Here is a 25,024-nt window from a genome sequence, read left to right as displayed (position 1 = left end):
TTTTAAAACCTTGAGTATTTTATCGTAATTTGCTTGAAAGTTGTGCATATGAATTATAGTGTCGTAACTACAATTTACTGCCTTTTAGCAGTTTGCGCAACTTTTTCTAAATGCACAACGGGTATTTATAGTTTAAAAGCTAGTTTCCCTTCCGCAAAAACCGAAAAATTAAAGAGATTTTTAAAAGATCATTTGGATACCAAAATGACAAAAAATGGTACAATGTCAACCTGGAATTATGTTACCAAAGGAGAAATGGGGTATACAATAAAACTTAAAAAAGGAAAACTTAATGTTCTATTGAATAAAGAGCATATATCTGTTGATTTGGTTGAAAACTTAATAGATATGTTTAGTGATCTAAAAGATATCGTAAAAGAATAAAAATTAATAATGAGTCTTATCTGTGATGGTAAGGCTCATTTTTTAGAATTGTAAATCCTCTGTATAGTTGCTCTACAAAAAATAAACGTATCATCTGATGAGAAAATGTCATTTTTGATAAAGACAATTTTCCATTTGCACGTTGATATACTTCCGGACTAAAACCATAAGGTCCTCCAATAACAAAAACTAATTGCTTGATTCCGCTATTCATATGTTTTTGAAGTACGTCAGAAAAACCTACAGAATCATATTGTTTTCCGTTTTCATCTAATAATAATAGGATATCAGAATTTACTACAGTTCCTAAGATTAATTTCCCTTCTTTCTCTTTTTGTTGAGATTCACTAAGATTTTTAGCGTTTTTAAGATCGGGAATGATCTCCATACTAAATTTAATATAATGTCCTAACCTTTTGATATAGTTAGCGATAAGGTCTTCAAGTTGTTTGTTGTCGGTTTTTCCTATTGCAATTAACTTAATATTCATTTTGTGTTGAGTTGTAATATTTCTACGTTAAAATCAGGTGGATTATGAGAGCATTGTTAAAATTTAATAGAAATCCCTTATGCTTCTAACTTCGTACTTCCGACTTCTTTTTTTACATTAGCAAAAATAACCATTCAATATGATTAGTGAAACCCAATTCAATAAAGAAATTGATTTGATCATTTCTAATGCAATTCGCGAAGATGTTGGCGATGGAGATCATAGTTCGTTGGCCTGTATTCCAGAATCAGCAATTGGTAAAGCAAAACTTTTGATTAAAGATGAAGGGATTCTTGCAGGAGTTGATTTTGCAAAGAAAGTGTTTAATTATGTGGATCCAAATATGAAAGTAGAGGTACATATAGAAGATGGGGCCTCTGTTAAATATGGTGATATTGCTTTTTTTGTTTCAGGAAGTTCACAATCTATACTTAAGTCAGAACGATTGGTACTTAATGCGATGCAAAGAATGAGTGCAATTGCAACAAAGACAAATCATTTTGTTAAACTATTGGATGGTACCGGGACTAAAATTTTAGATACAAGAAAAACCACACCGGGAATAAGAGCATTAGAGAAGTGGGCGGTTAAGATAGGAGGAGGAGAGAATCATAGATTTGCTTTATATGATATGATTATGCTAAAAGACAATCATATTGATTTTGCAGGAGGAATTACTAAGGCGATCGAGAAGACAAAAAAATATCTTTCTACACATAATCTGGATCTCAAAATTATAGTTGAAGCTCGTGATCTTAATGAGATTAAAGAGATTCTTAAAACTCAAGGTGTATATCGAATATTGATTGATAACTTTAATTATGAAGATACTAAAAAAGCTGTCGAATTAATAGGAGATTCATGTTTGACAGAATCTAGTGGAGGTATTAATGAAAACACAGTAAGAAAATATGCCGAGTGTGGAGTTGATTTTATTAGTAGTGGAGCTCTTACGCATTCAGTGTATAACTTAGATTTAAGCTTGAAAGCAGTATAATTTATGTCAAAAACTGTAGAAGATAAGCTTAATAAAATCCCTGTGATCAACCTTTTGGTTAAAATAGGGAAAAAGCTTATTCTCCCTGGTTTTGAAGGGTTATCCATTTATGATCTGATAGAAATTTATGCAATTGGCATCATAAAGGGTACATTCTCGGCTAGAGCTAGTGCTATTTCCTGGAGTTTTTTTCTTTCTTTATTTCCATTTTTACTATTTCTCCTTAACTTAATTCCGTACGTACCAATTGATAATTTTGAAAACAATTTTTTCGAATTTATTAATGGGGCATTGCCTGCACAATCTTCTGAATTTTTTTCAGGAATATTTCAGGATATCGCTTCTAATCCAAGAGGAGGTTTACTATCTACTGTTTTTATATTGTCTATACTTTTTATGACAAACGGAGTAAATGCTGTTTTTTCTGGTTTCGAATACTCTTATCATGTTACACTTAATAGAAATTTTGTTAGACAGTACTTGGTAGCTTTAGGAGTATCCATAATTGTGGCATCTTTATTGTTAATTACGGTAATAGGAACCTTATATTTTTCATATTTGGTAGATGATTTAAATAGAATGGGAGTTGTGGATGATACCGTTTTTTGGTTAACATTGGGGAAATATGCATTATTTGTTTTTATGATATTTGTAATTATTGCTACATTGTTTTATTTCGGAACTTCTGAGGGAAAGCAAAATAAATTCTTTTCTCCCGGAGCATTTATGACCACCTTTTTGATTGTTATAACGACCTACCTTTTTGGAATTTACATTGATAATTTTTCAAATTATAATAAACTATATGGTTCTATAGGAGCTATGTTAATCTTGATGTTGTATATATGGCTTAACGCTAATTTATTATTGTTAGGTTTCGAATTAAACGCATCATTAAATCAATTAAGAAAAAACTTTAACACTTAATAATAAACACTTAAACTAATTTCAAAATGAAAAAAATCAACGTATTATTTTTTATCTTAATTACAATTATTTCTACTTCTGTATCAGCTCAGACCAAAGTAGGAGATGTAACCCTACCAGATAATGTTAAGTTTAACGGAGAGGATTTGGTAATTAATGGAGCAGGAACTAGAGAGAAATTCATTTTTGATATTTATGTCGGAGCTTTATATCTAAAGAAAAAAAGCAGTAGTGCAAGTACGATTGCTAAAACAGATGAAACTATGGCAATTAAATTACATATAGTATCTGGTATGATGTCTAGAAGTAAAATGGCTAATGCATTACGAGACGGGTTTAAAAAGTCAACCAATGGAAAGACAGAGAAACTAAATAGTAGAATAGAAAAATTTATTGGCTTTATAAAAGAAGAGATAGAAGTAGATCAAATTTATGATATTGTTTATGAAAAAGGCAAAGGAAGTGTAATCTATAAGGATGGTAAAGAGAGAGGGCATGTAGAAGGGTTAGATTTTAAAGAAGCACTTTTTAATATTTGGTTAGGAACTAAACCTGCTGATAAAGATCTCAAGATAAAAATGCTAGGTAATTAGTAATCAATACGATATAATCGTATTTTTGTTAAAAATCACTGTAAATAAGTCAAAATGTATTGTGCGTGCATAATATTTTTATATATTTGTCCGTTGGAAAATTGGAATAATAAAAAAATATTAATTACCCCTCCCAAATTAAATACTTATTTATAATGAAGAAAATTACTTTAGTATTGGTAGCGCTTATCACGTTGTCTACTACTACGGCACAAATTAAGGTGGGTTCAGCAACTTTACCTATTGAAGAGAAATTCGGTGATGTGGATCTTAAGATAAACGGATACGGAAAGAGAGAAATGCTTTGGATTGACCTGTATGCGGGAGGTCTTTATTTAACAAATAAAACAAATGACTCTAAAGTTGTTCTTGATGCGAATGAAAATATGGCCATAAAACTAGACATTATATCTGGTTTTGTAACTCAGTCTAAAATGATTAAAGCAGTAAAAGATGGTTTCGAAAAAGCCACTTTTGGAAACACTAAAGCGTTAGACGGAAGAATTAATAAGTTCATTGGTTTTTTCTCTGAGCCTATCGTCAAAAAAGATGTTTTTGACTTGGTTTATATTAAAGATGTAGGCGTAAAAGCTTTTAAAAATGATAAAGAGCTAGGTTTGATCGAGGGTAGAGATTTTAAATATGCATTATTTAAAATATGGTTAGGAGAAGATCCAGCTAGTGAATCATTAAAGAAAGGAATGTTAGGATTATAATAGTAATAATCCTATAAAAATAGACCAAAAAAGCTATCTATAATAAGATAGCTTTTTTGGTTTTTTACAGTATTTTTATATGTAACTCATAAACACAAATATTCAAAATATGAAGATTTTTTTTAAACTACTTTTTGTAATACTGGTATTTAGTTGTGGAGTAACAACTGCTCAACAACAAATTATAGGAAAATGGAAAACAATTGATGATAATACAGGAAAGCCAAGATCTATTGTTGAAATTTATAAAAAAGGAGATAAATTATTTGGTAAAATATCCAATATACTTGATGAAGCCGAACGAGGAAACCTTTGTGTAGAATGTAAAGGAAAAGATTATAACCAACCTATAGAAGGCATGGTAATTATTAAAGGCCTGGAAAAAGATGGAAATGAATATGAAGATGGAACTATTTTGGATCCAGAAAATGGAAAAGTATATCGATGTAAAATTTGGATTGATGAAAGCGATCCAAATGTCCTTAATGTAAGAGGATATATAGCATTTTTGTATAGGACCCAAAAATGGATTAGAGTATAATTACATTCTTTTTTTCTGCCTTTATTTGTTAATAAATTACATTTTAACATTTTTTTAGTGTTAGTTTTTAAAATATTAAGGACTAAACCCCCAGTAATCTATAAAAAACTAACAATGAAAAAAATAATTACTCTAGCGATTGCAACCATCTTTACAGTATCTGCTATAGCACAAATTAGAATAGGAAGTGTAGTAGTTCCCGAAAAAGTAACTTTTGATGGAGAAGAATTGATATATAACGGAGGAGCAATGAGAAAAGTTTTATCTTTTAAAACTTATGCTGGAACTTTATACACAAAAAATAAATATGATAACGATAAGAAAGTATTAGATTCTGACGAGACTATGGCAATTCGTTTAAATATTGCTTCCAAAAAAGTGACTAATGAGAGAATGATTAAAGTATTTAGAAAAGGATTTGATGACGCTATGTTTGGGAATACTCAGAGTTTAGATGCGAGAATAGAAGATTTTCTCAAACTATTTAATTCAAAAATGGAAGTTAATGATTTTTATGATCTTGTTTATCTTAAAGGAAAAGGTATCAAGACATATAAAAACGGGAAAGAACTTGGATTTATTGAAGGTAGAGATTTTAAATATGCACTATTTAAAATATGGTTAGGAAATGAACCAGCATGTGAAATTATAAAAGGAGGAATGCTAGGAGTTAGTAAGTAAAACCAACATAAAATAATAGAAAATCCGACTTATTCTTAAGTCGGATTTTTTTATTCTCAAAATTAAACTTTGTTCTATGAGTTAAACTCGTATTTTTGTTTTATACACTTAACTATTTTGGTTCTCGTTATACTTAATAATGTCATATTTTATAAATGTAATTCTTCCTATACCTCTCGATAAAGAGTTTACTTATAGTATAAATAAAACCGAGGCTGCTTTTTTAAAGCCAGGAATGCGTGTTGCCGTTCAGTTTGGAAAAAGTAAAGTGTATGCTGCTTTGGTAACCAAAATCCATGAAACACCTCCTTTGGTATATGAAGCCAAGGAAATAGAGCATATTCTTGATGAATTTGCAATTGTTACACCTCAGCAATTAAAGATCTGGGCTTGGATTTCTGAGTATTATATGTGTACAAAAGGAGAGGTAATGAGAGCAGCACTCCCTGGTGCATTTTTATTAGAAAGCGAAACTATAGTTTTTAAAAATGAACAAACGTCTTTTGATGAATCTTTGCTAAAAGATGATGAATTTTTGATTTTTGAAGCATTACAATATCAAAGTGTATTGAGGGTACAAGAGATCATGAATATCATTGGTAAAAAGAATGTTCTTCCAGTGATTAAAAGATTGTTAGAAAAAGAGGTAATTACTGTTCAGGAAGAGATTTATGAACAGTATAAACCCAAAATAGTTAGATTTGTTAGGTTGCACAAGGAGTATAATAAAGAAGCATCTCTACGTGATTTGTTAGACTCTATGACTCGTTCTCCAAAACAACGAGAAGTATTGTTGCACCTTTTTACATTACAAGCTCAAGCTAATAAGCCAATTAAGGTTAGTGAACTCATAAAAACTTCCAATAGTTCATCATCGGTTGTAAAAACTCTTATCAATAAGGGCATTTTAGAAGAATACCACCTGCAAAGGGATCGAGTTGAATACGAAACTGGAAAAAATGGAGAGTCAAAGGAGTTAAATGAATATCAGCATAAAGCTTTTCTAGAAATTGAAAACTCCTTTAAAGAGAAAGATGTGTGCTTATTTCATGGAGTTACTTCATCAGGAAAAACAGAAGTATATGTAAAACTGATAGAGAAAGTTATCCAAGAAGGAAAACAAGTTCTGTATTTGTTACCAGAAATAGCTTTGACAACACAACTCATAACTAGATTGCAGGAGTATTTTGGAGAGAAATTAACAGTGTATCATTCTAAATATTCTGTTAATGAGAGGGTAGAGGCTTGGAATAATGTAAAAGCTGGAAAATCTAAAGCACAAGTGATTATTGGAGCGAGATCGGCTATATTCTTACCTTTTGTGAATTTAGGGCTTATTGTTGTTGATGAAGAGCACGAAAATACATTTAAACAATATGATCCAGCCCCCAGGTATCATGCTAGAGACACTGCTATTGTTTTAGCAAAAATGTTTGGTGCTAAGGTAGTATTGGGATCAGCTACTCCAGCTTTAGAGACCTATTATAATGCTAATCAAGGAAAATACGGTTTTGTTCAATTGACAAGAAGATTTGGTAATGTGCTAATGCCAGAAATTAACCTTGTAGATGTAAAAACAAAATACAAGAAAAAAGAAATGACAGGGCATTTTAGTGATACTTTGTTGATAAGCATAAGAGAAGCATTAGCAGAAGGTGAACAAGTAATTCTTTTTCAGAATAGAAGAGGATATTCTCCGGTTGTAGAATGTAATACTTGTGGTCATTCACCACAATGCCCTAACTGTGATGTTAGTCTAACGTTTCATAGCTATAGAAATCAATTGAGATGTCATTATTGTGGATATCATATCGCAATGCCTCAAAAATGTATAGTTTGTGAGAGTGTTGATTTGACAACCAAAGGTTTTGGAACAGAGCAAATCGAGAATGAATTACAAGAACTTTTTCCTGATCATGCTATAGGTAGAATGGATCAGGATACTACTAGAGGGAAACACGGTTATGAAAAGATTATAAATCGTTTTGAAGAGGGGGATATTGATATTATGGTGGGAACACAAATGCTTTCGAAAGGATTAGATTTTAGAAATGTAAGTTTAGTAGGTATAATGAATGCTGATAATCTGCTTAATTTTCCTGATTTTAGAGCGCATGAGCGCAGCTTTCAACTCATGCAACAAGTAGCAGGAAGAGCTGGGAGAACCAAAAAAAGAGGGAAAGTATTAATCCAGACATATAACCCATATCATCAGATACTACAACAGGTATCGGTTAATGACTATTTAGGGATGTATAAAGATCAAATCGAAGAAAGGCATCAATATAAATATCCTCCTTTTTATAAAATTATAAAAATTACAGGTAAACATAAGGACTATAATAAAGTAAACGATGCTATGGATTGGTTAGGAGTATCGTTTAGAAATGTGTTTAAATTAAATGTATTAGGTCCAGAGTTCCCTCCAATATCAAGAATAAGAAATCAGTATCATAAAAATATAATCATAAAAATACCACAAAAACAGTCTTTACAAAAAACTAAAGAGGTGATAAAAAAGATAAATACATCTTTTAAAAGTATAAAAGAATTCTCTGGAGTGAGAATAATAATAAACGTAGATAATTATTAACTATTTAAAGCTTCAATTAAAGAATGTTTTTTATGTCTGCTAAGTGGAATTTTTTCATCAGCGATTTCTATATTTCGACTATTATATCGCTCTACTTTATCCAAATTCACGATATAAGACTTATGAATTCTTAAAAAGCGATCACTAGGAAGTTGCGCTTCAAAAGACTTCATAGTTGCTAAAACTACAATAGGATCACCTTCTTCCATGATTAGTTTTACATAATCACCCAAAGCCTCTACATACTTCAATTGATTTAAGAAAATCTTTCGCTTTTTTAGATTACTTTTTACAAAAATATAATCATCATCCTCAACAGCAGCATTTTCCCCTCCTAGGCGAGACATACTTAATGCTTTGTCAACAGCTGCATTAAAGCGATCTTTCTTAAGAGGTTTTCTTAAATAATCTACCGCATCATAGTCAAAAGCTTTAAAAGCATATTTTGTTTTTCCTGTAACAAAAATAATATGAGGTTTGTTTTCTAAGTCATCCAAAAGATCAAAACCGGTAAGGATTGGCATTTCGATATCTAAAAACAACAAATCTACTTGAGTATCAAGTAAACCATTTTTGGTTTCAATAGCATTATTCCATTCAGCCACTAATTCTAGTGAAGAATGTTCGTCTATTAGCTTTACAATAGCTAGTCTTTGGAGGCGGGAATCATCTACTACCGCACATTTTAATTGAGATTGCTCCACTTGTTTAGTGTTAATTTCTAAATACAATATTAATGAATATATCTTATTTGCACAAACAATTTTGGCTTTTTATCGATAAAAATAGTGTTTCATCGAAATAGCTTTGGTACCCTATGCTACTTCGTTATATAAGGCCTAGATAGGTGTCAATTAATGAATATGGTGTGTATTGTTTATATTGAGTAGGGTTACTGATTTCTTATAAGTGATTCAATGCTTCTTTCAATTTTTGTTTTTTCATACGACTTATTGGTATTTTCTCGTCATTTATTTCCATATAATGAGCGCTAAAACGTTCTATTTTATCAAGGTTGACTATGTATGATCTATGTGCTCTGAAAAAATGATTTGATGGTAATAATGATTCAAGAGAAGTCATAGTGCCAAGTACCACTAGAGGGCTACTGTCTTCTAAATGTATTTTGGCAAAATCTTTTAAAGCAGAAACATATAAAATATGATTTAGAAATACTTTATATTTTTTTATTCCACATTTAATAAAAACAAACGGATCATTTTCTTGGGTAAGGGGTTGAGACTTTATGGTGAATGTATCTATAACTTTTTCTATAGCAATGTTAAACCGTTCCTTTCTTATAGGTTTTTTTAAAAAATCTAAAGCATGATAATCAAATGCTTTATGTGCATATTTTGTTTTTCCTGTAACAAAAATAATATGGGGTTTATTTTCTAAATCATCTAAAAGGTCAAAACCGTTAAGGATTGGCATTTCGATATCAAGAAATAAAACGTCTATCTTAGTGTCTAATAAACCATTTTTTGCCTCAATGGCGTTGTTCCATTCTTTAGCCAATTCTAATCTAGGATGTTTTTTGATAAGTTTAATAACGGATAAGCGTTGCGTCGTTGAATCATCAACCACAGCACATTGTATTAAGGGGTGTTTCATTGTTTTGGGATTTAAGACAATACAATAGTAGTAAAAAATAATCTAAATATCCATTAAATTGAGTATTTTATCGACGAATTGTGTTTTTTGTCGATAAATTGAATTTCATTGATTTGTTGCGAATTGAAGATTTTTGCAGATGTGCTCAGGGGGTTTGAATATTCAAAAAATAGTGTTACTTTTGCAGCCAATTTTAATTTAAACTTAGATTTTTATGAATCAATACGAAACTGTTTTCATCTTGAATCCCGTTTTATCTGAAGATCAGATAAAGGAAACAGTTAAGAAATACGAAGACATTCTTGTTTCTAATGGTGCCAAGATGATATCAAAAGAGGATTGGGGGCTTAAAAAGCTTGCTTATGCAATCCAACACAAAAAAAGTGGTTTTTATCACTTATTTGAATACCAAGTACCTGGTGAAGCTATAAACGCTTTAGAAGTTGAGTACAGAAGAGATGAAAGAGTAATGCGTTACCTTACCGTACGTCTTGATAAGCATGCAATTGCTTGGGCAGAGAAGAGAAGAACTAGAAACAAACAAAAAGCTTAATTATGTCATCTATAGAACAACAAGCTAAAGGAAAGAAAGACGGAGAGATCAGGTATCTTACTCCTCTTAATATAGATACTACAAAAACTAAGAAGTATTGTCGTTTCAAAAAATCAGGTATAAAATATATTGATTATAAAGATCCTGATTTCTTAATGGCATTTGTAAATGAACAGGGTAAATTGTTACCACGTCGTCTTACAGGAACTTCATTAAAATATCAACGTAAAGTAAGTGTTGCTGTTAAAAGAGCAAGACATTTAGCATTGATGCCATACGTTGGAGATTTATTAAAATAAAATTCGTCATAACATATTATGGAACTTATATTAAAGAAAGACGTTGAGAATCTAGGATTCGCAGACGATGTAGTAGAAGTTAAGAATGGTTATGGTCGTAACTATTTAATCCCTAATGGATTTGCACTTTTAGCAACTCCTTCTGCAAAAAAAGTACTTGCTGAAACATTGAAACAACGTGCTTTTAAAGAGAAGAAAGAGATTGAAGATGCAGAGAAAGTAGGTAAGAAACTTAGTGGATTAGAAATCAAAATAGCAGCAAAAGTTGGATCTGGAGATAAATTATTCGGTTCTGTATCTAATGCTGATGTTGCAGAAGCATTTGCTAAGCAGGATGTAGAATTAGAGAAGAAATTTATTACTGTACCAGGTGGAACAATCAAACGTTTGGGTCAGTATGAGGCTTCTGTTCGACTTCATAGAGAAGTAATCGTTCCTGTTTCTTTTGAGGTAGTGCCTCAAAATAAATAAGGTAGAAAACAGTTAATAACTGTTTTATAATATTTATAAAAATCGCTCTTATGAGCGATTTTTTTATTTTAAATTTATTTAATTAACATAAAGTTTTTGCTACATGAAACAAATTATCTTTTTTATTTTAGTATTAACAGGGGTTACAATCAATGCTCAGGTAACTACATCTAATATTTCGGGAGTAGTTTATGATAATAATAATCAATTGTTACCAGGTGTAAATGTAACTGCAGTTCATCAACCTACAGGAACAAATTATGGCGGAGTTACAAATTTTGATGGCCGTTTTGATTTGATTAACCTTAGAGTAGGTGGACCGTATCGAGTTACTATTAGTTATGTTGGGTTTAAAAAACATTTAGTAGATAATATTAATCTTCAGCTAGGTCAGACCTTTAATGTTGACGTAGTGATGGTTGAAGATGATAATCAATTAGAAGAAGTTGTTATTACTTCACAAAAGAGTACTACTTTTAGTAGTGAACGTACAGGTGCTGAAACGAGTATAGGCAGGAGAGAGTTAAAAGCCTTGCCAACAATTACGCGTTCTGCTGCTGATTTTTATAGATTAGAACCTACGGCTTCAAGTAATGGTTCTTTTGGAGGGAGGAATGACCAGTTTAACAATTTTAGCTTAGATGGTTCTATATTTAATAACCCTTTTGGATTGGATGCTGCTACTCCAGGTGGGCAGACTAATGCGCAACCTATTTCATTAGATGCGATCGATCAGATTCAGGTGTCTACAGCGCCATATGATGTTACACAGGCTGGATTTACAGGAGCTTCTGTAAATGCAGTAACAAAAAGTGGAACTAATCAGTGGAAAGGAACTGTATATGGGTTTTATAGAAATCAAGATATGACTGGTGATAAAGTTGGAGATGATGATATTATTGTACCTGATTTAATACAAGCTCAATATGGAGCTAGTATTGGTGGTCCTATCATTAAGAATAAATTATTTGTTTTTGGTAATTTTGAAAAAGATGACAGAGAGGATTTAGGTTCTAATTTTTTGGCATCAAGACCGGGTTTAACAGGAGCAAATGTATCTAGAGTATCTGCAGAAGACTTGGACTATGTGTCACAGCAATTAAGTGCTTTAGGATATGAGACCGGTGCATACGAGGGGTATACGCACGATACAGAATCTATTAAAGGGATTCTTAAGCTAGATTGGAATATTAATGATAATCATCGTGCAGCTTTTATTTACAATTTTCTGGATGCTTCAAGAGATTTACCGGCAAACAGAGAAGCAATCGGACGTAGGGGACCAGATTTAACAACATTGCAATTTAGAAATTCTGGATATAGAATTAACAATAAAATTACTTCATTTCTAGTAGAATTAAACTCTAATTTTAAGGGTAATATTTCTAATAAATTCCAGGCTGGTTACACTTTCTTTGATGATAGTAGGGATCCATTTTCTACTCCAGCTCCACCAATCAACATTCAGCAAGATGGAGTACGGTATATTGTTGCGGGTCACGAACCTTTTTCAATCAATAATAGATTAGAGCAAAAAGTATATCAAGTAACTAATAATTTAAATATAGTAACAGGTAATCATACAATCACGCTAGGAGGGTCTTTTGAGCGTTTTGAATTTGATAATTCATTTAACTTAGGAGTTTATGATTTTGGAGGAAATGATGCTTTAGGTCAGAGACCTGTTAGTACATTTTTTGATTCTTTTCAAAGTGTAAGAATTAATCCTGCATTACCAGTAGGGTCTAGTTTTGAAGAAGCTATAAATAATGGAACAATAGCAGCAGCTCTGGCAAATGCTCAAAACGTATTTGATAACAATAACGCCACAGATAATTGGGCTTTGGCTGAAACTAATGTAGGACAATTGGCTTTTTATGCTCAGGATAAATGGAAAATAAATGATAAACTAACATTAACATATGGTCTGAGAATAGATCAACCGTTATATTTTGATACCGAAGATAAAATTGCTGAGAATATAGAAAGAGGTGCTGGTGGAACATTCCCAGATGGAAATTATCAACCAGGAATTACCTACTTTGATGAAAATGGAAGTAGCTTACAGTTGAATAGTTTAGATCTCCCTACCAGAAGATTATTGGTGTCTCCAAGACTTGGGTTTAATTATGATGTAAAAGGCGATAAAACTTTTCAAATTCGAGGGGGAACAGGAATTTTTACAGGTCGTTTGCCTTTTGTTTGGATAGGGAATCAAGTGGCAAATCCTAATTTCTTTTTCTATACAACCTCTTCTCCAGACTTTAGATTTCCACAGGTATGGCGAAATAGTTTAGGTTTGGATTACAAGTTTAAAAATGGAATTGTAGCATCAACAGACCTTATTTATACAGAGGATGTGAATGCTCAAATGGTTAGAAATTATGGTCTTAGTACGCCATCAGGAACATTAAATGGGGTTGATAATAGACAAATCTATTTGCCATCTGATAGGGCTGTTAATGAATTTGGAGGACCTACAAATGCTTATGTGTTTACAAATACTAATGTAGGGTATTCTTTTAACTGGTCGTTTAAATTGCAAAAAAACTTTAGTAACGGAATATTTGCAAGTATTGCTTATAATTTCCTAGAAGCAGAAGATGCAAGTTCATTGGATGCAGAGATTTCTAGTGATGCGTTTGATAGAAACCCGGCATTAGGAAATGTAAATCAGGCTGTAAGTTCTACTGCTCGTTATGGAGATAAACATAGGATAGTTGGCCAGATTAATAAAGCATTTAGTTATGGTAAAAACAAAGAATGGAGAACATCTATTGGTGCATTTTATGAATATGCTCAAGGAGGACGATTCTCATACACATATTCTGGAGATATAAATGGAGATGGTTCTCCATTAAATGATTTAATCTATATTCCAACGCAAGATGATTTGGCAACTTATAATTTTAGCGGTACTTCTTTTAATGAAAGAGAAGCTCAAAGAGTTGCATTAGAAGCTTATATTCAACAAGACGAATATTTAAGAGAACGTCGAGGAAGTTATGCAGAAAAATATGGGATACTAAGTCCTTGGAGAGGACGTTGGGATGTAAAACTGCTTCAGGATTATGATATAAAGGTTGGTGATCGAACAAATACTATTCAGTTTAGTTTAGATATTTTGAATTTTGGAAACCTATTAAATTCTGATTGGGGAGTGATAGAGATTCCTGTTAATGATCAACCGATTGGAGTTAGTGTAGATAATACAGGTACTCCTACATATACTTTTGATGCTACACAAACCAGTACGTTTGCTAATGATTTTAGTTTAGATTCAAGATGGCAAGCACAAGTTGGATTGAGGTATATCTTTAACTAAAAAAAATAAAAATGATTTATAAAAAAGAGGCCTTATGTTAAGAGCCTCTTTTTTTATAATTAAACCACTTTAGTATCTATGGGGTAATTAATCGATAAATTAATAATGCTGTACGTTTAGTTAAGGCTTCAAAAGTAGTTAGGTCCAAAGTTTCTTTTGGAGTGTGCGCACCACTACCCATAGTACCTAGTCCATCTAAGCAATCTACATAATCTGCAACAAAGGAAGTGTCTGCAGCGCCACGTTTACCTGGGTCATATGCTTCAACAATACCTTGGTTAAGATCTTTACTCACTTCGTTTAAGAGTGTTAGTAGTTTTATGTTACCCTTAGTTGGTTGCATTGCAGGATAGCTGTCTTTAAACGAGATCGAAGCACTTGTATGAGGTAAGTTTTTTGATACTATTTCTTTCATTTTAGAACGTGTCTTTTCTTTTTGTTCTTCAGAAATAAATCGAAGCCCTCCTTTTACAAGAACAGTTTGAGATACTACATTACTTTTTCCAAAAGCGACTCCTTTTGCTGTGGAGTTGTTAAACTCTATGTCAGTTCCTCCTAATATCACTCCTGGATTAAAAGTTAGAAACTTTTCTCCTCTTACGTCATTATAAAAAGAATTTAAAATTCTTGACGCTTCGAAAATAGCACCCGCTCCAACACGCTCATTAAATATTCCTGAAGAATGTGCTCTTTTGCCTTTAACTTGTAATTCCCATCCAGAAGACCCTCTTCTAGCTACAGTAGCATAATTGAAGCCTGTAGAAGTTTCAAAACCTAGCGCGATATCACTTTTTTTAGCGGCATCAATTAGATCTTTTCTGCTTATATCTAGAGGTTTGCCTGTGCTTTCTTCATCTCCCGTAAAAGCAACTATGATTTGTGAGTCTTTTAATAATTTATTTTCATAAAGAGCTTTTAGGGCATATAAAACAACTACGTCTCCGCCTTTCATGTCATTTGTACCAGGTCCGTAAGCAATATCCCCATCTCTTTTGTATTCTTGAAAAGGACTGTCTTTTTCAAACACGGTGTCTAAATGTCCAATAAGCAAGAGTTTCTTTCCTTTGGTCCCTGAGGTTTCTGCAAATAAATGCCCAGCACGATTTACTTTGGTTGGCATATCAATCCAACGGGTGTTGAAACCTATGTCATCAAATTCTTTTTTAAAGACCATTCCGACTTCTTTTACTCCCTTGTGATGCATTGTTCCGCTATTAATATTGACTACCTTTTCTAAAAACTTAATAGCAGATTCGTGATTTGTTTCTATAGTGGTAATTATCTTCTTTTCAGTTTTAGATAATTTTTGTGCGTTTATACTATTATACATGAATAGAAAAAGGCAGGTGTAAAAGGTGGAGATTGCTCTTGATGAGTTCATTTTTTATGTAATATTTATGTGTTGATGTATAAATATAAGAACTTTACGATTTACTTATACATAAAGGTTGGATGAGTGTTATAAGGATTGGATTATTATTTAGTTTTTATCTTTTTATACTTATTTTTGCAGTCAATTTTTTTAGAATAGATGAAATATCAACGATTAAGTAAAGAGCAGTTAGAAGAACTGCATGTAGAGTTTATCAACTTTTTGGCAACACAATCTATTACTGCAGAAGAGTGGAATGAGATTAAAATCGATAAACCTCAGGTGGCAGAAGATGAAATCGATGTTTTTAGCGATCTGGTATGGGAAAAAGCACTTCAAAACGCAAAGTATCTTGAGCATTTTTCAAAAGATCAAATACATTTATTTGAGTTAACAGAAGATCAAATGCTTCTTATTGCTATAAAAATTAATAATGATGCAATTGATGTCACTACAAAAGAAGGGTATCAGTGGTTGCAACAAAATCTTTTAAATGACGAAGTGGTGTTTTATAATGCATCCAAAGAGTATACAGAAGATAAAAACCTTGATAAGTTTAAACTGATACAAAAAGGAGCAAATATTACAAAAGGAGAATTGTATCATTACTTTGCTAAACTAGTTCAAGGTAGAGAGTAATTTTAAGATTCAACTGTTAGAGATGGGGTGTTATTCATAACGTAAAGACTCTATAGGATCTTGTTTTGCAGCTTTTACAGCAGGATATAGTCCAGATACTACAGCAATTATAAAAGAAATTGTAGTTGCTGCGATAATAGCTAACCAGGGTGTGCTAAATGAGAAATTTGCTAAGGATGATATTCCTCCTCCAATAAGTATTCCCAAGATAATACCAACAAGACCACCAATCTGGCCAATGATTATGGTTTCCATAAAAAATTGACCGGCTATAGTGTGTTTTTTAGCGCCTAATGCTTTTCTAACCCCAATTTCGCGTGTTCGCTCTGTTACAGAGACGAGCATGATATTCATTAAGGCAATAGAAGAGCCAAAAATAGTAATAATACTTATTATCCATGCAGCATAATATAGATATACTGTAATGCTTGCAATACGATTAAGGAGGTCATCACTGCGTTCTAGACCAAAATTGTTTTCTTCAACAGGGTTAAGACCTCGAATGTTTCTAAAAGTAATAATAGCTTCATCCTGAGCGCCTTCAATAAATTGCTTGTCATCTACTTTTACACTGATTCCGTAATTAATATTAGGAAGTGTAAATATGGATCTTGCTATTTGCAAAGGAATAAGAACTCGTAAATCTTGATTGTTTCTAAAAGTAGCTCCTTTGCTTTCAAGAAGACCAATAACTTTAAATTTTACACCTCGAATACTAATCGTTTTACCAATCGGATTAATATTCTTGAATAAGTTTTTTTTAAAGTCGGACCCAATTAAACATACATGGTTATTGTTTTCAACATCAAAAAAAGTAAAATTTCGTCCATTGTCAATTTCGGTTCCGGTATTTTCAAGATAATTTTCGTTAATACCCACTACAGAAACCTCAGGATCTGTTTTTTCATTTTCATACTTTACTTCTGCATTACGAGTGCCTGTAAAATGAATAGAGGTTTTTGAAAAAGGATAGCTGAACCTATCTTTAAATTCCTTTACATTGCGATAACTGATAATCGGATTGATTTTTTCTCTATCTCTATTGTTTCGGGTATTGAATTCATAACGCTGAAGATTAAATGTATTTGCTCCCATAGAGGCAAAATCTCCAGAAATAGTATTTTCTAAGGCTCCAACTAATGTAAGTATTCCTACCAATGATGTTATCCCAATTGCAATGATGAGTATGGTGAGGACAGTTCGTAAAACTTGACCTTTTATAGAATCCATTGCAATTCTGATATTTTCTCTAAAAAGTGAAAACATAATAGTTTTTAAAAGTGTGTTCTTGCTATAAGACTACAAAACATGATTAAAGTTACTCAAAAAAACTAGATTTTTTTGAGAGTATTAGTGATGGGCTTTATACTTTTTTTAGATATTTGCAGCTTCGATAGGTGGTAGTGGTAAATAAGATACATGCATTGAGGTATGTTTGTTTCTGATTATCAGTGTGCTGCCTTCTATTTATTATAGATCATAAACAAGTATAATGGCACAAAAACCGTCAATACCAAAGGGAACCAGGGATTTTTCACCTATAGAGGTGGCTAAGAGAAACTTTATTATAAATACAATCAAAGATCAATTTAAATTATTTGGTTTTCAGCCTATAGAAACACCAAGTTTTGAGAATAGTGAAACTTTGATGGGGAAATATGGAGAAGAAGGTGATCGATTGATTTTTAAGATATTGAATAGTGGTGATTATTTAAATAAAGTAGATGATGTTATATATGAAGCAAAAGATAGTTTTAGAATGACTTCTAAGATTAGTGAAAAAGCGCTTCGCTACGATCTAACTGTCCCTTTTGCAAGATATGTGGTACAACATCAAAATGAAATTGATTTTCCATTCAAAAGATTTCAAATTCAACCGGTTTGGCGAGCAGATAGACCTCAAAAAGGAAGGTTTAGAGAATTTTATCAATGTGATGCAGATGTAGTAGGAAGTAAATCGTTATTGCAAGAGGTTGATTTTATAACCTTGTATGATGCAGTTTTTACCAAATTAAACCTTAAGGGAGTTACTATTAAACTTAATAATCGAAAAATTCTTTCTGGTATTGCAGAAGTTATTGGTGCTAGTGATAAGTTAATCGATTTCACAGTAGCATTGGATAAGTTGGATAAAATTGGCGAAGATGGTGTAAAGAAAGAAATGCTTGGTAAAGGAATCTCTGAAGATGCAATTGAAAAGGTAAAACCTTTATTTCAGTTTACCGGAACGACATCAGAGAAGATAGAAAAATTGAGAAATATGCTAGCTTCTTCTCAAGAAGGGATGCAGGGAGTAGAAGAATTACAGTTTATTGTTGACGCGATTAATAAAATTCCTTTAAAAACTGCAATATTAGACTTGGATGTTACGTTAGCAAGAGGATTAAATTATTATACAGGTGCTATTTTTGAAGTGTCTGCGCCTGATACTGTAAAAATGGGATCGATAGGAGGAGGAGGAAGATATGATGACCTTACGGGTATTTTTGGATTAAAGGATATGAGTGGTGTTGGAATTTCTTTTGGTCTCGATAGAATTTATTTGGTTCTGGAAGAATTACAACTATTTCCAGAAACGGTCGCACCATCAACACGAGCACTTTTTATAAATTTTGGTGAAGTTGAAGCATTATACTGTTTGAGTGCTGTAAATAAATTAAGAGCTGATGGTATTGTTGCCGAATTATATCCAGATAGTGCAAAAATGAAAAAGCAAATGGGGTATGCTAACAAAAGGACAATACCTTTTGTAGTGCTGGCAGGGACTTCTGAAATGAATACTAAAACATTTACTGTTAAAAATATGGAGTCTGGAACCCAAGAAGAGGTGAATTTTGAAGAATTAAAATTACTTTTGCAATAAAAAATTAGTATCTTAAAATTATAATAGAAAGTACCTATATAAAAAATACTTTAACCATTGATAGTCCTAAAATTGAAATTATGAAAAAAACCATTTTAACTATTTTTCTTAGTGCAGTACTACTATCTGCGTTTTCCTGTAAAAAAGATCCTAAATCGGATACTTTGGATACAGTAGAAGTTGCCAGAGGAGATACATCTGATTTTGTTGAAGAGGTTGATAAGGAAAAAGAACCCGAAGTTAAAAAAAAGAAAAAACCTAATAAGAAAAAGAAATCGGACTTAGATGGAAAAAAGGATTTTGAAAAAACGAACAAGTTAATCCCTATTCCAGGTACATCTGGTTATACCAAAAATTCTGCTGCAAAAAAATATATTAAAGACTATGAAAAATATGTAGCAAACTATAAAAAAGCGGTAGAAGCACATGATATGGAGTCTTTTTTAAAGTTAAATGAAGCGAGTAGTGATCTTACCAAACAGTATAATAGTTTAATGACACAACTTTCTGGTGAAGAAATAGAAAATATAAGTAAGTACATGCAAGCAAAATCCAAACAATTAAATGCATTGTCTGCTAAAATGTAAAAGCTACAGTAGTTTTAATCATAAGCCATCTTGACTCTGTTAAGATGGTTTTTTTATTGACTAAAGTTTTTAAAGTTATTGTTTATGAGGTTTTTGGAGGGTTTGACTTTTTTGAAATGTACTCTAATTCTTTATTTGCGAATAAAAAGCAAATATTATCGAATATTGATTCAGATAAATCATATTTATGTTTCATCTTCTGGTTAATCCTTATATGGTCTACTTTAGCAATATTAAATCAAACAAGCTTTGATAATGAAGATAAATCTTAGATATGAAATATTTAAGAATTAACGGTAGATTTTAACAAAAAATAAGTTCTGTATCTTAAACATGTTATATATCCAGAACTTTTCTTTGTTTTTTATGTACTATTATCGTACTTGAATAGGTGTCGAAAATACACTTTTTTTTAATGAAAACCTTACTAGAAAACTAGTCTTTTATGTGTTATGTTGATTGGTTTTCAGTTGTTAAGGTTGCATATTTTTCGTATTATTGCAATCCTGAATCTTAACATTGTTTTATGAAAATAAAATTATTACTACTTGTTATATGTTTTGTTAGTTTAAACTCTTTTAACCTTTATTCAAACGAAAAAGATTCTTTATCCTTAAAAAAGAATACTCATCCTACAAGTGAACAAAAGACAGCACAATTTGTCCAATTTCCAGAGTTGGATAAAAAATTCCCAATAGAAAATTTAGTTAATAAAATTACTTTGCCAGAGTTTACTTTTGCTAATCTCAAAAATGAATTTCGAGCTCCGGTTACTAGTGTTAACGATTCTAGATCAGAAGCTGAAAAAGGATTTAATGAGATTGATAGCACGGGTAGATGGATTTCTTCTTTTCGAAATGAAGATATTCAGGTATTACCAGTAGGAATTAAGCATAAACTTAATGAAGTCGAATATCAATTAGGGTTTACTAAAGCAAGATTTACCAAAGAGTATACAGAACTTACTGTTTTTGTAAAAATTATTTTACCTCAATCAGATGAAGAAGGGTTGCCAATAGAACTCTTTTTTGGAGCAAACAATGTTAAGTTATCTCATCAAGGAGGGATTATTGGAGAAGCTAATCTTGTCTTACTTGGAGATATATTTATACCTTTTAATGGAGGTAACTGGTTACTTATCCTCAAAGGAGGATTTGATTATAAAACTGGAGATACTCAAAACAGAACCTATGTTACTATAGATTGTGATGGTGTTAAAGAAATGGGGATAGAAGGAGAGGTGCAATTCTCTCGTAATATGATTTTACCAGTAGATGTCGCAGGAAAACCTTTACCAGAAACAGTTTCTTACCAAGGTGCGCTTAGAGAACCAATACAAATACCTAATAGAGTTAGAGGAGCTTTTAAAGCAGTTGCTTCAGACTGGAATGATATGATTGTCGAGATTAGTCTATCTCCATTTGTTATGGCTAGTCAACCTGATAAATTTATGTTTTCTGTAAATCAAGCAGTATTTGATTTTAGTGATTTAAGAACAGAAAATGTTAATTTCCCTCAGCATTATTATGATGAAGGGTTATTACTACCCAACCCCGATACTTGGAGAGGAGTGTATGTACAATCATTAAAAGTAGGTCTCCCACAAGAATTCAAAACAGAAGAAAGTATATCACAAAAAAATAGAATAACTTTTGAAGCGGCTAATCTATTAATTGATAGTTATGGTGTTTCAGGGTATTTCTCTGCAGAAAATATAATTCCAATAAAATCAGGTAGAACTTCAGAATCCAAATCTTGGGCATATTCTGTAGATAAGATAGGTATTGAATTGGCATCAAACCGATTGATTGGTGCCGATTTTAATGGACGAATATTACTTCCTATTTCTGATAAAGGGGATAAAAATGGAACAACAGCAGAAGGTGAAGATGGTAGAATGGGACTAGGTTATGCTGGTATCATTTCTGAAAATGAATATGGATTAGTAGTTTCTACTTTGGATACCTTAAGTTTTGATGTATTTAAAGCAAAAGCAGAATTATTACCTAACTCATCGGTAGAACTAATGGTAATTGATGGAAACTTCCGTCCTAAAGCTGTTCTTAATGGTCGTATGGCCATTTCTGCTAGTCAGAAAGAATCTTTGGCTAATGAAGGGAGTACATATACAACTGGTGAAGGGGATAAAAAGGAAAAACATACGGTTCAGTTTAAAGGAATAGAGTTTCAAAATTTGGTATTACAAACCACATCTCCCGTTATTCAAGTCGATTATTTTGGTTATAAGGATGAGGTGAAGCTTGCTAATTTTCCGGTTTCTATTGCCAATATCGCTTTTATGTCTAATGAGTATGAAGCGGGGATTGAGTTTGATCTCATGCTTAACCTCATGGGTAAAGAAAGTAAAGGTTTTGCTGCAGATGCACGCTTAGGAATCTTCGGTAAATTTGAGGAAGAAAATTATAAGCAACGATGGAAATATGATCGGTTAGATCTATCCAGGATCAATATCGAAGCAAATATGGGTGCAATTCAGCTAAAAGGTGGATTGGAACTTATGAATAATGACCCTGTATATGGAGATGGTTTTTCTGCAGAAATAGAAGGTACATTTGGTAGTTTTGGCCCTATTACCTGTAAAGCAATTTTTGGGAAGAATGAATTTAGATATTGGTATGTTGATGCAGCAGTAAGAGGGTTAAAGATACAAGTTGGGCCATTACAAATATCAGGATTTGCCGGAGGAGCATTTTATAAAATGACAAGAAGACCAAATGCGGGACCAGACTTTTCACCTTCTGGACTTTCGTATGTTCCTAGTGAAAATTCGAGTCTTGGTGTAAAAGCAATGGTTTTTGCCGCTATAGGAGATGAAAGTGCAATAGCAGTAGGGGCTGGTTTCGAAATAGAATTTAACAATAACGGAGGAGTAAATAGGTTAGGATTATTTGGAGAAGCTCAACTGATGAAAGCATTTGATTTCCCTAATCCTGTAGGTAAGCTTACAGATAGGCTAAGTGGAATGGTCGATAGTGAGTTGATCAATGGAGTGATGGATAGTAAAGCAGGTAAAACATTTTTGGATAAGGCCGATTTAGAATATGAACCAGAAATAGTTGGAGAAGCGGCAATTAGTGCAAAAATGGGAATGGAGTTTGATTTTGTTAATGATTCATTCCATGCAACTTTTGATCTATATGTAAACGTAGCTGGAGGTATTGTACAAGGAAGGGCTTCTGGTGGACGTGCTGGTTGGGGTGTAGTACATATATCTAAAGAAGAATGGTATGTACATATGGGTACACCGACAGATCGACTAGGTCTCAAGATGGGAGTAGGTAGTTTTTCTATTGAGACAGGAGGATATTTTATGATGGGAGATCGTATCCCAGGTAGTCCGCCACCACCTGCAATTGTCGCAGAAATATTAGGAGTAGATGCCGAAGAATTGAATTATATGCGTGATGAAAATGCGTTGGGAGAAGGTCGAGGATTTGCTTTTGGTGCTGATTTTAGTATCGATACAGGTGATCTCCGGTTTTTGATATTGTATGCACGTTTTCAAGCAGGAGTAGGTTTTGATATTATGCTCAAGGATTATGGAGATGCTCGATGTGTAAATACAGGAGATGAGGTTGGTATTAATGGATGGTATGCTAATGGACAGTCCTATGCCTACCTGCAAGGAGAATTGGGTATAAATATTAAGTTATTTTTTATAAAGAAAAAGATCCCGATTATAAAAGGAGGAGCAGCTGTATTATTACAAGGAAAAGGGCCAAATCCATTTTGGTTTAGAGGATATGCCGGTGGATATTATAATTTACTTGGAGGGTTAATAAAAGGAAGTTTTAGATTTAAACTAACCATAGGAAAAGAGTGTGAACTAGAGAATACAGCTCCAATGGGTGGTATTAAGATGATTACCGATGTAACTCCAAAAGAAGGTGATGGGGATATTGACGTTTTTGCCGCACCTCAAGCAGCATTTGCAATGAAAATTAATCAACCTATTGTTATTCCCGAAGATAGTGGAGATAATGTATACAAGGTAATTTTAGAAAAATTTAATGTCACCGATGAGTCTGGAAAAGAAATTGTAGGGACATTAGAATGGGGACAAATGAATGATCGTGCTACTTTTATATCAGATGATATTCTACCTCCAGCAACAAAACTAAAAGTTACTGTAGAAGTTAGTTTTCAGGAAAAAGTTAATGGTTCGTTCCAGACAATTTTAGAAGATGGTCAAAAGGCCATTGAAGTAGAAGAAAGAAATTTTACGACGGGAACTGCTCCAGATCACATTCCTTTGCATAATATTCAATATTCTTATCCTGTTGTAGATCAGCAACTATTCTATCCTGATGAACATAATAATGGATATATTCAATTACAAAGAGGTCAAGATTACCTTTTTGATAATAGTCAATGGGAGAGTGTTGTTAAGTACATAGATGAAAATGGAGACGTTTCTACAGCAGATTTTAACTATAGTAATAGTGATAATAAGGTAAGTTATAAATTTCCAAAAGTAAAAAATGATTTTGGTTATAATATGTCAATTATAAGTAGTACAAAATCTTCTGGAGGTTCTTCTAGTAATGAAACAAGTTCTGAAACTACAGATTATGGAGATGATAATACTTTAGAAGTAAGAACAAATAACGCAGAAAATGTTTTAAAAGAAGGAGAAATAGAACGATTGGCTTATGAGTTTAAATCAAGTCAATACAAAACCTTTGCCGATAAAATAAAGAGTATAAAAGTAAATGACGACAATTGGGGTAAAATAAACTCTGTTGTAATTTATTTAACATCACAGATAAAATACAATGAAGGATTTGATATCGTAGAACTTCTTGGTAATTCTTATTCTGATAATAAAGCATTGGTAGAAGTAGAGTCTGATTTACAAGATGATTATTTCAAAAAAGATATCAATCCTATACTTTATCAAAAATATACTCAAGGTTCACGATATAGTATTAGTAGAGATGCTTCTGAATATGGATACACACCTAAAAGAGCACTACCTATTTTAAGTAATTATATAACCAGTTTAGAAAATAACGTAGATTTAAATTGGAGGGCTACACGTTTTCCATTTCGTTACAATCTTCCAGATATATATTTTATTGATTATTTGGACGTTAGAGATCGAGTGATTAATGATTATGCAAATGGATTGATCTCAAGTGGCTCACAAGAATTAAGTATTATATCAGAGGAGTATAAATTTATGTTATATGGTAAATACAATATAAAACTACAATATAATTTGCCAGGAGGAATAAAAGGAACTTCTGCCAATTACAAGTATAAAAACCCAATTTTGGGAAGACAGTAAAGAAATAAAATTAACAACATAAATTAATAGAATTGATTATAATCAATAAAATAGATTTTAGATACATT

At 32.2% G+C, this 25,024-nt stretch carries 21 protein-coding genes; 16 read left to right on the top strand and 5 right to left on the bottom strand.

Going from position 1 to position 25,024, the window contains the following annotated elements:
• The first annotated feature begins 48 nt into the window (after window positions 1–48).
• A complete protein-coding gene (locus FOF46_RS22210; RefSeq protein ID WP_143917961.1) occupies window positions 49–384 on the top strand; it encodes a hypothetical protein in 336 nt (111 codons plus the stop codon).
• 16 nt (window positions 385–400) lie between these two features.
• Here the strand turns inward: FOF46_RS22210 and rlmH are convergent, their stop codons facing one another.
• A complete protein-coding gene (gene rlmH / locus FOF46_RS22205) occupies window positions 401–874 on the bottom strand; it encodes a 23S rRNA (pseudouridine(1915)-N(3))-methyltransferase RlmH (protein ID WP_109437794.1) in 474 nt (157 codons plus the stop codon).
• 139 nt (window positions 875–1,013) lie between these two features.
• Here rlmH and nadC point away from each other — a divergent pair, with 139 nt between their 5' ends.
• The 7 genes from nadC to priA all read left to right on the top strand — a co-directional run bounded on the left by nadC (window position 1,014) and on the right by priA (window position 7,922).
• Window positions 1,014–1,871: a carboxylating nicotinate-nucleotide diphosphorylase gene (gene nadC, locus FOF46_RS22200; RefSeq protein WP_109437793.1), complete on the top strand. Its 858-nt coding sequence runs from the start codon at window positions 1,014–1,016 to the stop codon at window positions 1,869–1,871.
• A gap of 3 nt (window positions 1,872–1,874) precedes the next feature.
• On the top strand, window positions 1,875–2,798 hold the full coding sequence (locus FOF46_RS22195; RefSeq protein WP_109437792.1) for a YihY/virulence factor BrkB family protein: 924 nt from the start codon (window positions 1,875–1,877) through the stop codon (window positions 2,796–2,798).
• Window positions 2,799–2,824: 26 nt separating this feature from the next.
• Complete coding sequence (locus FOF46_RS22190; protein WP_109437791.1) at window positions 2,825–3,391, top strand: chalcone isomerase family protein; 567 nt, start codon at window positions 2,825–2,827, stop codon at window positions 3,389–3,391.
• Window positions 3,392–3,546: 155 nt separating this feature from the next.
• Window positions 3,547–4,107 (top strand): chalcone isomerase family protein, encoded by a 561-nt coding sequence (locus tag FOF46_RS22185; RefSeq protein ID WP_109437790.1) that lies wholly within the window; start codon window positions 3,547–3,549, stop codon window positions 4,105–4,107.
• 109 nt (window positions 4,108–4,216) lie between these two features.
• The gene (locus tag FOF46_RS22180) at window positions 4,217–4,648 is read left to right on the top strand and encodes a DUF2147 domain-containing protein (protein ID WP_109437789.1); all 432 of its coding nucleotides are present in this window, start codon (window positions 4,217–4,219) and stop codon (window positions 4,646–4,648) included.
• 114 nt (window positions 4,649–4,762) lie between these two features.
• Window positions 4,763–5,329, top strand: a complete 567-nt coding sequence (locus FOF46_RS22175) for a chalcone isomerase family protein (RefSeq protein WP_109437788.1) — start codon at window positions 4,763–4,765, stop codon at window positions 5,327–5,329.
• A gap of 139 nt (window positions 5,330–5,468) precedes the next feature.
• The gene (priA, locus tag FOF46_RS22170) at window positions 5,469–7,922 is read left to right on the top strand and encodes a replication restart helicase PriA (RefSeq protein WP_143917960.1); all 2,454 of its coding nucleotides are present in this window, start codon (window positions 5,469–5,471) and stop codon (window positions 7,920–7,922) included.
• Here priA and FOF46_RS22165 read toward each other — a convergent pair.
• Both FOF46_RS22165 and FOF46_RS22160 read right to left on the bottom strand, forming a co-directional pair.
• Window positions 7,919–8,626, bottom strand: a complete 708-nt coding sequence (locus FOF46_RS22165; RefSeq protein ID WP_109437880.1) for a LytR/AlgR family response regulator transcription factor — start codon at window positions 8,624–8,626, stop codon at window positions 7,919–7,921. The genes priA and FOF46_RS22165 overlap by 4 nt on opposite strands.
• Before the next feature lie 199 nt (window positions 8,627–8,825).
• The gene (locus tag FOF46_RS22160) at window positions 8,826–9,536 is read right to left on the bottom strand and encodes a LytR/AlgR family response regulator transcription factor (RefSeq protein WP_143917959.1); all 711 of its coding nucleotides are present in this window, start codon (window positions 9,534–9,536) and stop codon (window positions 8,826–8,828) included.
• 214 nt (window positions 9,537–9,750) lie between these two features.
• On the opposite strand from FOF46_RS22160, the gene rpsF reads away from it, so the two are divergent.
• The 4 genes from rpsF to FOF46_RS22140 all read left to right on the top strand — a co-directional run bounded on the left by rpsF (window position 9,751) and on the right by FOF46_RS22140 (window position 14,184).
• Window positions 9,751–10,089 carry a 30S ribosomal protein S6 gene (gene rpsF / locus FOF46_RS22155; protein ID WP_062059209.1) on the top strand — a complete coding sequence of 113 codons (339 nt, stop codon included), beginning with the start codon at window positions 9,751–9,753 and terminating at the stop codon, window positions 10,087–10,089.
• On the top strand, window positions 10,089–10,388 hold the full coding sequence (gene rpsR, locus FOF46_RS22150) for a 30S ribosomal protein S18 (RefSeq protein ID WP_189457518.1): 300 nt from the start codon (window positions 10,089–10,091) through the stop codon (window positions 10,386–10,388). The genes rpsF and rpsR overlap by 1 nt, the downstream gene beginning before the upstream one ends.
• Window positions 10,389–10,406: 18 nt before the next feature.
• Window positions 10,407–10,859 carry a 50S ribosomal protein L9 gene (gene rplI / locus FOF46_RS22145; RefSeq protein ID WP_109437785.1) on the top strand — a complete coding sequence of 151 codons (453 nt, stop codon included), beginning with the start codon at window positions 10,407–10,409 and terminating at the stop codon, window positions 10,857–10,859.
• A gap of 103 nt (window positions 10,860–10,962) precedes the next feature.
• Complete coding sequence (locus tag FOF46_RS22140; protein WP_143917958.1) at window positions 10,963–14,184, top strand: TonB-dependent receptor; 3,222 nt, start codon at window positions 10,963–10,965, stop codon at window positions 14,182–14,184.
• Window positions 14,185–14,260: 76 nt separating this feature from the next.
• On the opposite strand, the gene FOF46_RS22135 is transcribed toward FOF46_RS22140, so the two are convergent.
• Window positions 14,261–15,514: a M20/M25/M40 family metallo-hydrolase gene (locus FOF46_RS22135; protein WP_333968577.1), complete on the bottom strand. Its 1,254-nt coding sequence runs from the start codon at window positions 15,512–15,514 to the stop codon at window positions 14,261–14,263.
• 201 nt (window positions 15,515–15,715) lie between these two features.
• On the opposite strand from FOF46_RS22135, the gene FOF46_RS22130 reads away from it, so the two are divergent.
• The gene (locus tag FOF46_RS22130) at window positions 15,716–16,195 is read left to right on the top strand and encodes a DUF6495 family protein (RefSeq protein ID WP_109437782.1); all 480 of its coding nucleotides are present in this window, start codon (window positions 15,716–15,718) and stop codon (window positions 16,193–16,195) included.
• Between the two features lie 30 nt (window positions 16,196–16,225).
• Here the strand turns inward: FOF46_RS22130 and FOF46_RS22125 are convergent, their stop codons facing one another.
• Window positions 16,226–17,461, bottom strand: a complete 1,236-nt coding sequence (locus tag FOF46_RS22125; protein WP_143917956.1) for an ABC transporter permease — start codon at window positions 17,459–17,461, stop codon at window positions 16,226–16,228.
• A gap of 226 nt (window positions 17,462–17,687) precedes the next feature.
• Between FOF46_RS22125 and hisS the strand changes: the two genes are divergently transcribed.
• The 3 genes from hisS to FOF46_RS22110 all read left to right on the top strand — a co-directional run bounded on the left by hisS (window position 17,688) and on the right by FOF46_RS22110 (window position 24,956).
• Entirely contained in the window at window positions 17,688–19,058 is a 1,371-nt protein-coding gene (gene hisS, locus FOF46_RS22120; protein WP_109437780.1) for a histidine--tRNA ligase, read from the top strand.
• A gap of 80 nt (window positions 19,059–19,138) precedes the next feature.
• Entirely contained in the window at window positions 19,139–19,645 is a 507-nt protein-coding gene (locus tag FOF46_RS22115; RefSeq protein WP_109437779.1) for a hypothetical protein, read from the top strand.
• A gap of 526 nt (window positions 19,646–20,171) precedes the next feature.
• Window positions 20,172–24,956, top strand: coding sequence for a hypothetical protein (locus FOF46_RS22110; protein WP_143917955.1), 4,785 nt, complete (start codon window positions 20,172–20,174; stop codon window positions 24,954–24,956).
• Window positions 24,957–25,024: the final 68 nt, after the last annotated feature.

Source organism: Aquimarina algiphila (assembly GCF_007489275.1).
Taxonomy (GTDB): Bacteria; Bacteroidota; Bacteroidia; order Flavobacteriales; family Flavobacteriaceae; genus Aquimarina; species Aquimarina algiphila.
The sequence above is the reverse complement of the archived record's forward strand: the minus strand, read 5'-3'. Positions and strand labels throughout refer to the sequence as shown.

Bases quoted from the DNA above. Each gene is read 5' to 3' on its own strand.
- rplI (WP_109437785.1), top strand. From the start codon at position 10,407: ATGGAACTTATATTAAAGAAAGACGTTGAGAATCTAGGATTCGCAGAC.
- rlmH (WP_109437794.1), bottom strand. From the start codon at position 874: ATGAATATTAAGTTAATTGCAATAGGAAAAACCGACAACAAACAACTT.
- FOF46_RS22130 (WP_109437782.1), top strand. From the start codon at position 15,716: ATGAAATATCAACGATTAAGTAAAGAGCAGTTAGAAGAACTGCATGTA.
- nadC (WP_109437793.1), top strand. From the start codon at position 1,014: ATGATTAGTGAAACCCAATTCAATAAAGAAATTGATTTGATCATTTCT.
- rpsF (WP_062059209.1), top strand. From the start codon at position 9,751: ATGAATCAATACGAAACTGTTTTCATCTTGAATCCCGTTTTATCTGAA.
- FOF46_RS22110 (WP_143917955.1), top strand. From the start codon at position 20,172: ATGAAAATAAAATTATTACTACTTGTTATATGTTTTGTTAGTTTAAAC.
- FOF46_RS22190 (WP_109437791.1), top strand. From the start codon at position 2,825: ATGAAAAAAATCAACGTATTATTTTTTATCTTAATTACAATTATTTCT.
- FOF46_RS22135 (WP_333968577.1), bottom strand. From the start codon at position 15,514: ATGTATAATAGTATAAACGCACAAAAATTATCTAAAACTGAAAAGAAG.
- hisS (WP_109437780.1), top strand. From the start codon at position 17,688: ATGGCACAAAAACCGTCAATACCAAAGGGAACCAGGGATTTTTCACCT.
- FOF46_RS22210 (WP_143917961.1), top strand. From the start codon at position 49: ATGAATTATAGTGTCGTAACTACAATTTACTGCCTTTTAGCAGTTTGC.
- FOF46_RS22160 (WP_143917959.1), bottom strand. From the start codon at position 9,536: ATGAAACACCCCTTAATACAATGTGCTGTGGTTGATGATTCAACGACG.
- FOF46_RS22175 (WP_109437788.1), top strand. From the start codon at position 4,763: ATGAAAAAAATAATTACTCTAGCGATTGCAACCATCTTTACAGTATCT.
- FOF46_RS22115 (WP_109437779.1), top strand. From the start codon at position 19,139: ATGAAAAAAACCATTTTAACTATTTTTCTTAGTGCAGTACTACTATCT.
- FOF46_RS22185 (WP_109437790.1), top strand. From the start codon at position 3,547: ATGAAGAAAATTACTTTAGTATTGGTAGCGCTTATCACGTTGTCTACT.
- priA (WP_143917960.1), top strand. From the start codon at position 5,469: ATGTCATATTTTATAAATGTAATTCTTCCTATACCTCTCGATAAAGAG.
- FOF46_RS22140 (WP_143917958.1), top strand. From the start codon at position 10,963: ATGAAACAAATTATCTTTTTTATTTTAGTATTAACAGGGGTTACAATC.
- FOF46_RS22125 (WP_143917956.1), bottom strand. From the start codon at position 17,461: ATGTTTTCACTTTTTAGAGAAAATATCAGAATTGCAATGGATTCTATA.
- FOF46_RS22180 (WP_109437789.1), top strand. From the start codon at position 4,217: ATGAAGATTTTTTTTAAACTACTTTTTGTAATACTGGTATTTAGTTGT.
- FOF46_RS22195 (WP_109437792.1), top strand. From the start codon at position 1,875: ATGTCAAAAACTGTAGAAGATAAGCTTAATAAAATCCCTGTGATCAAC.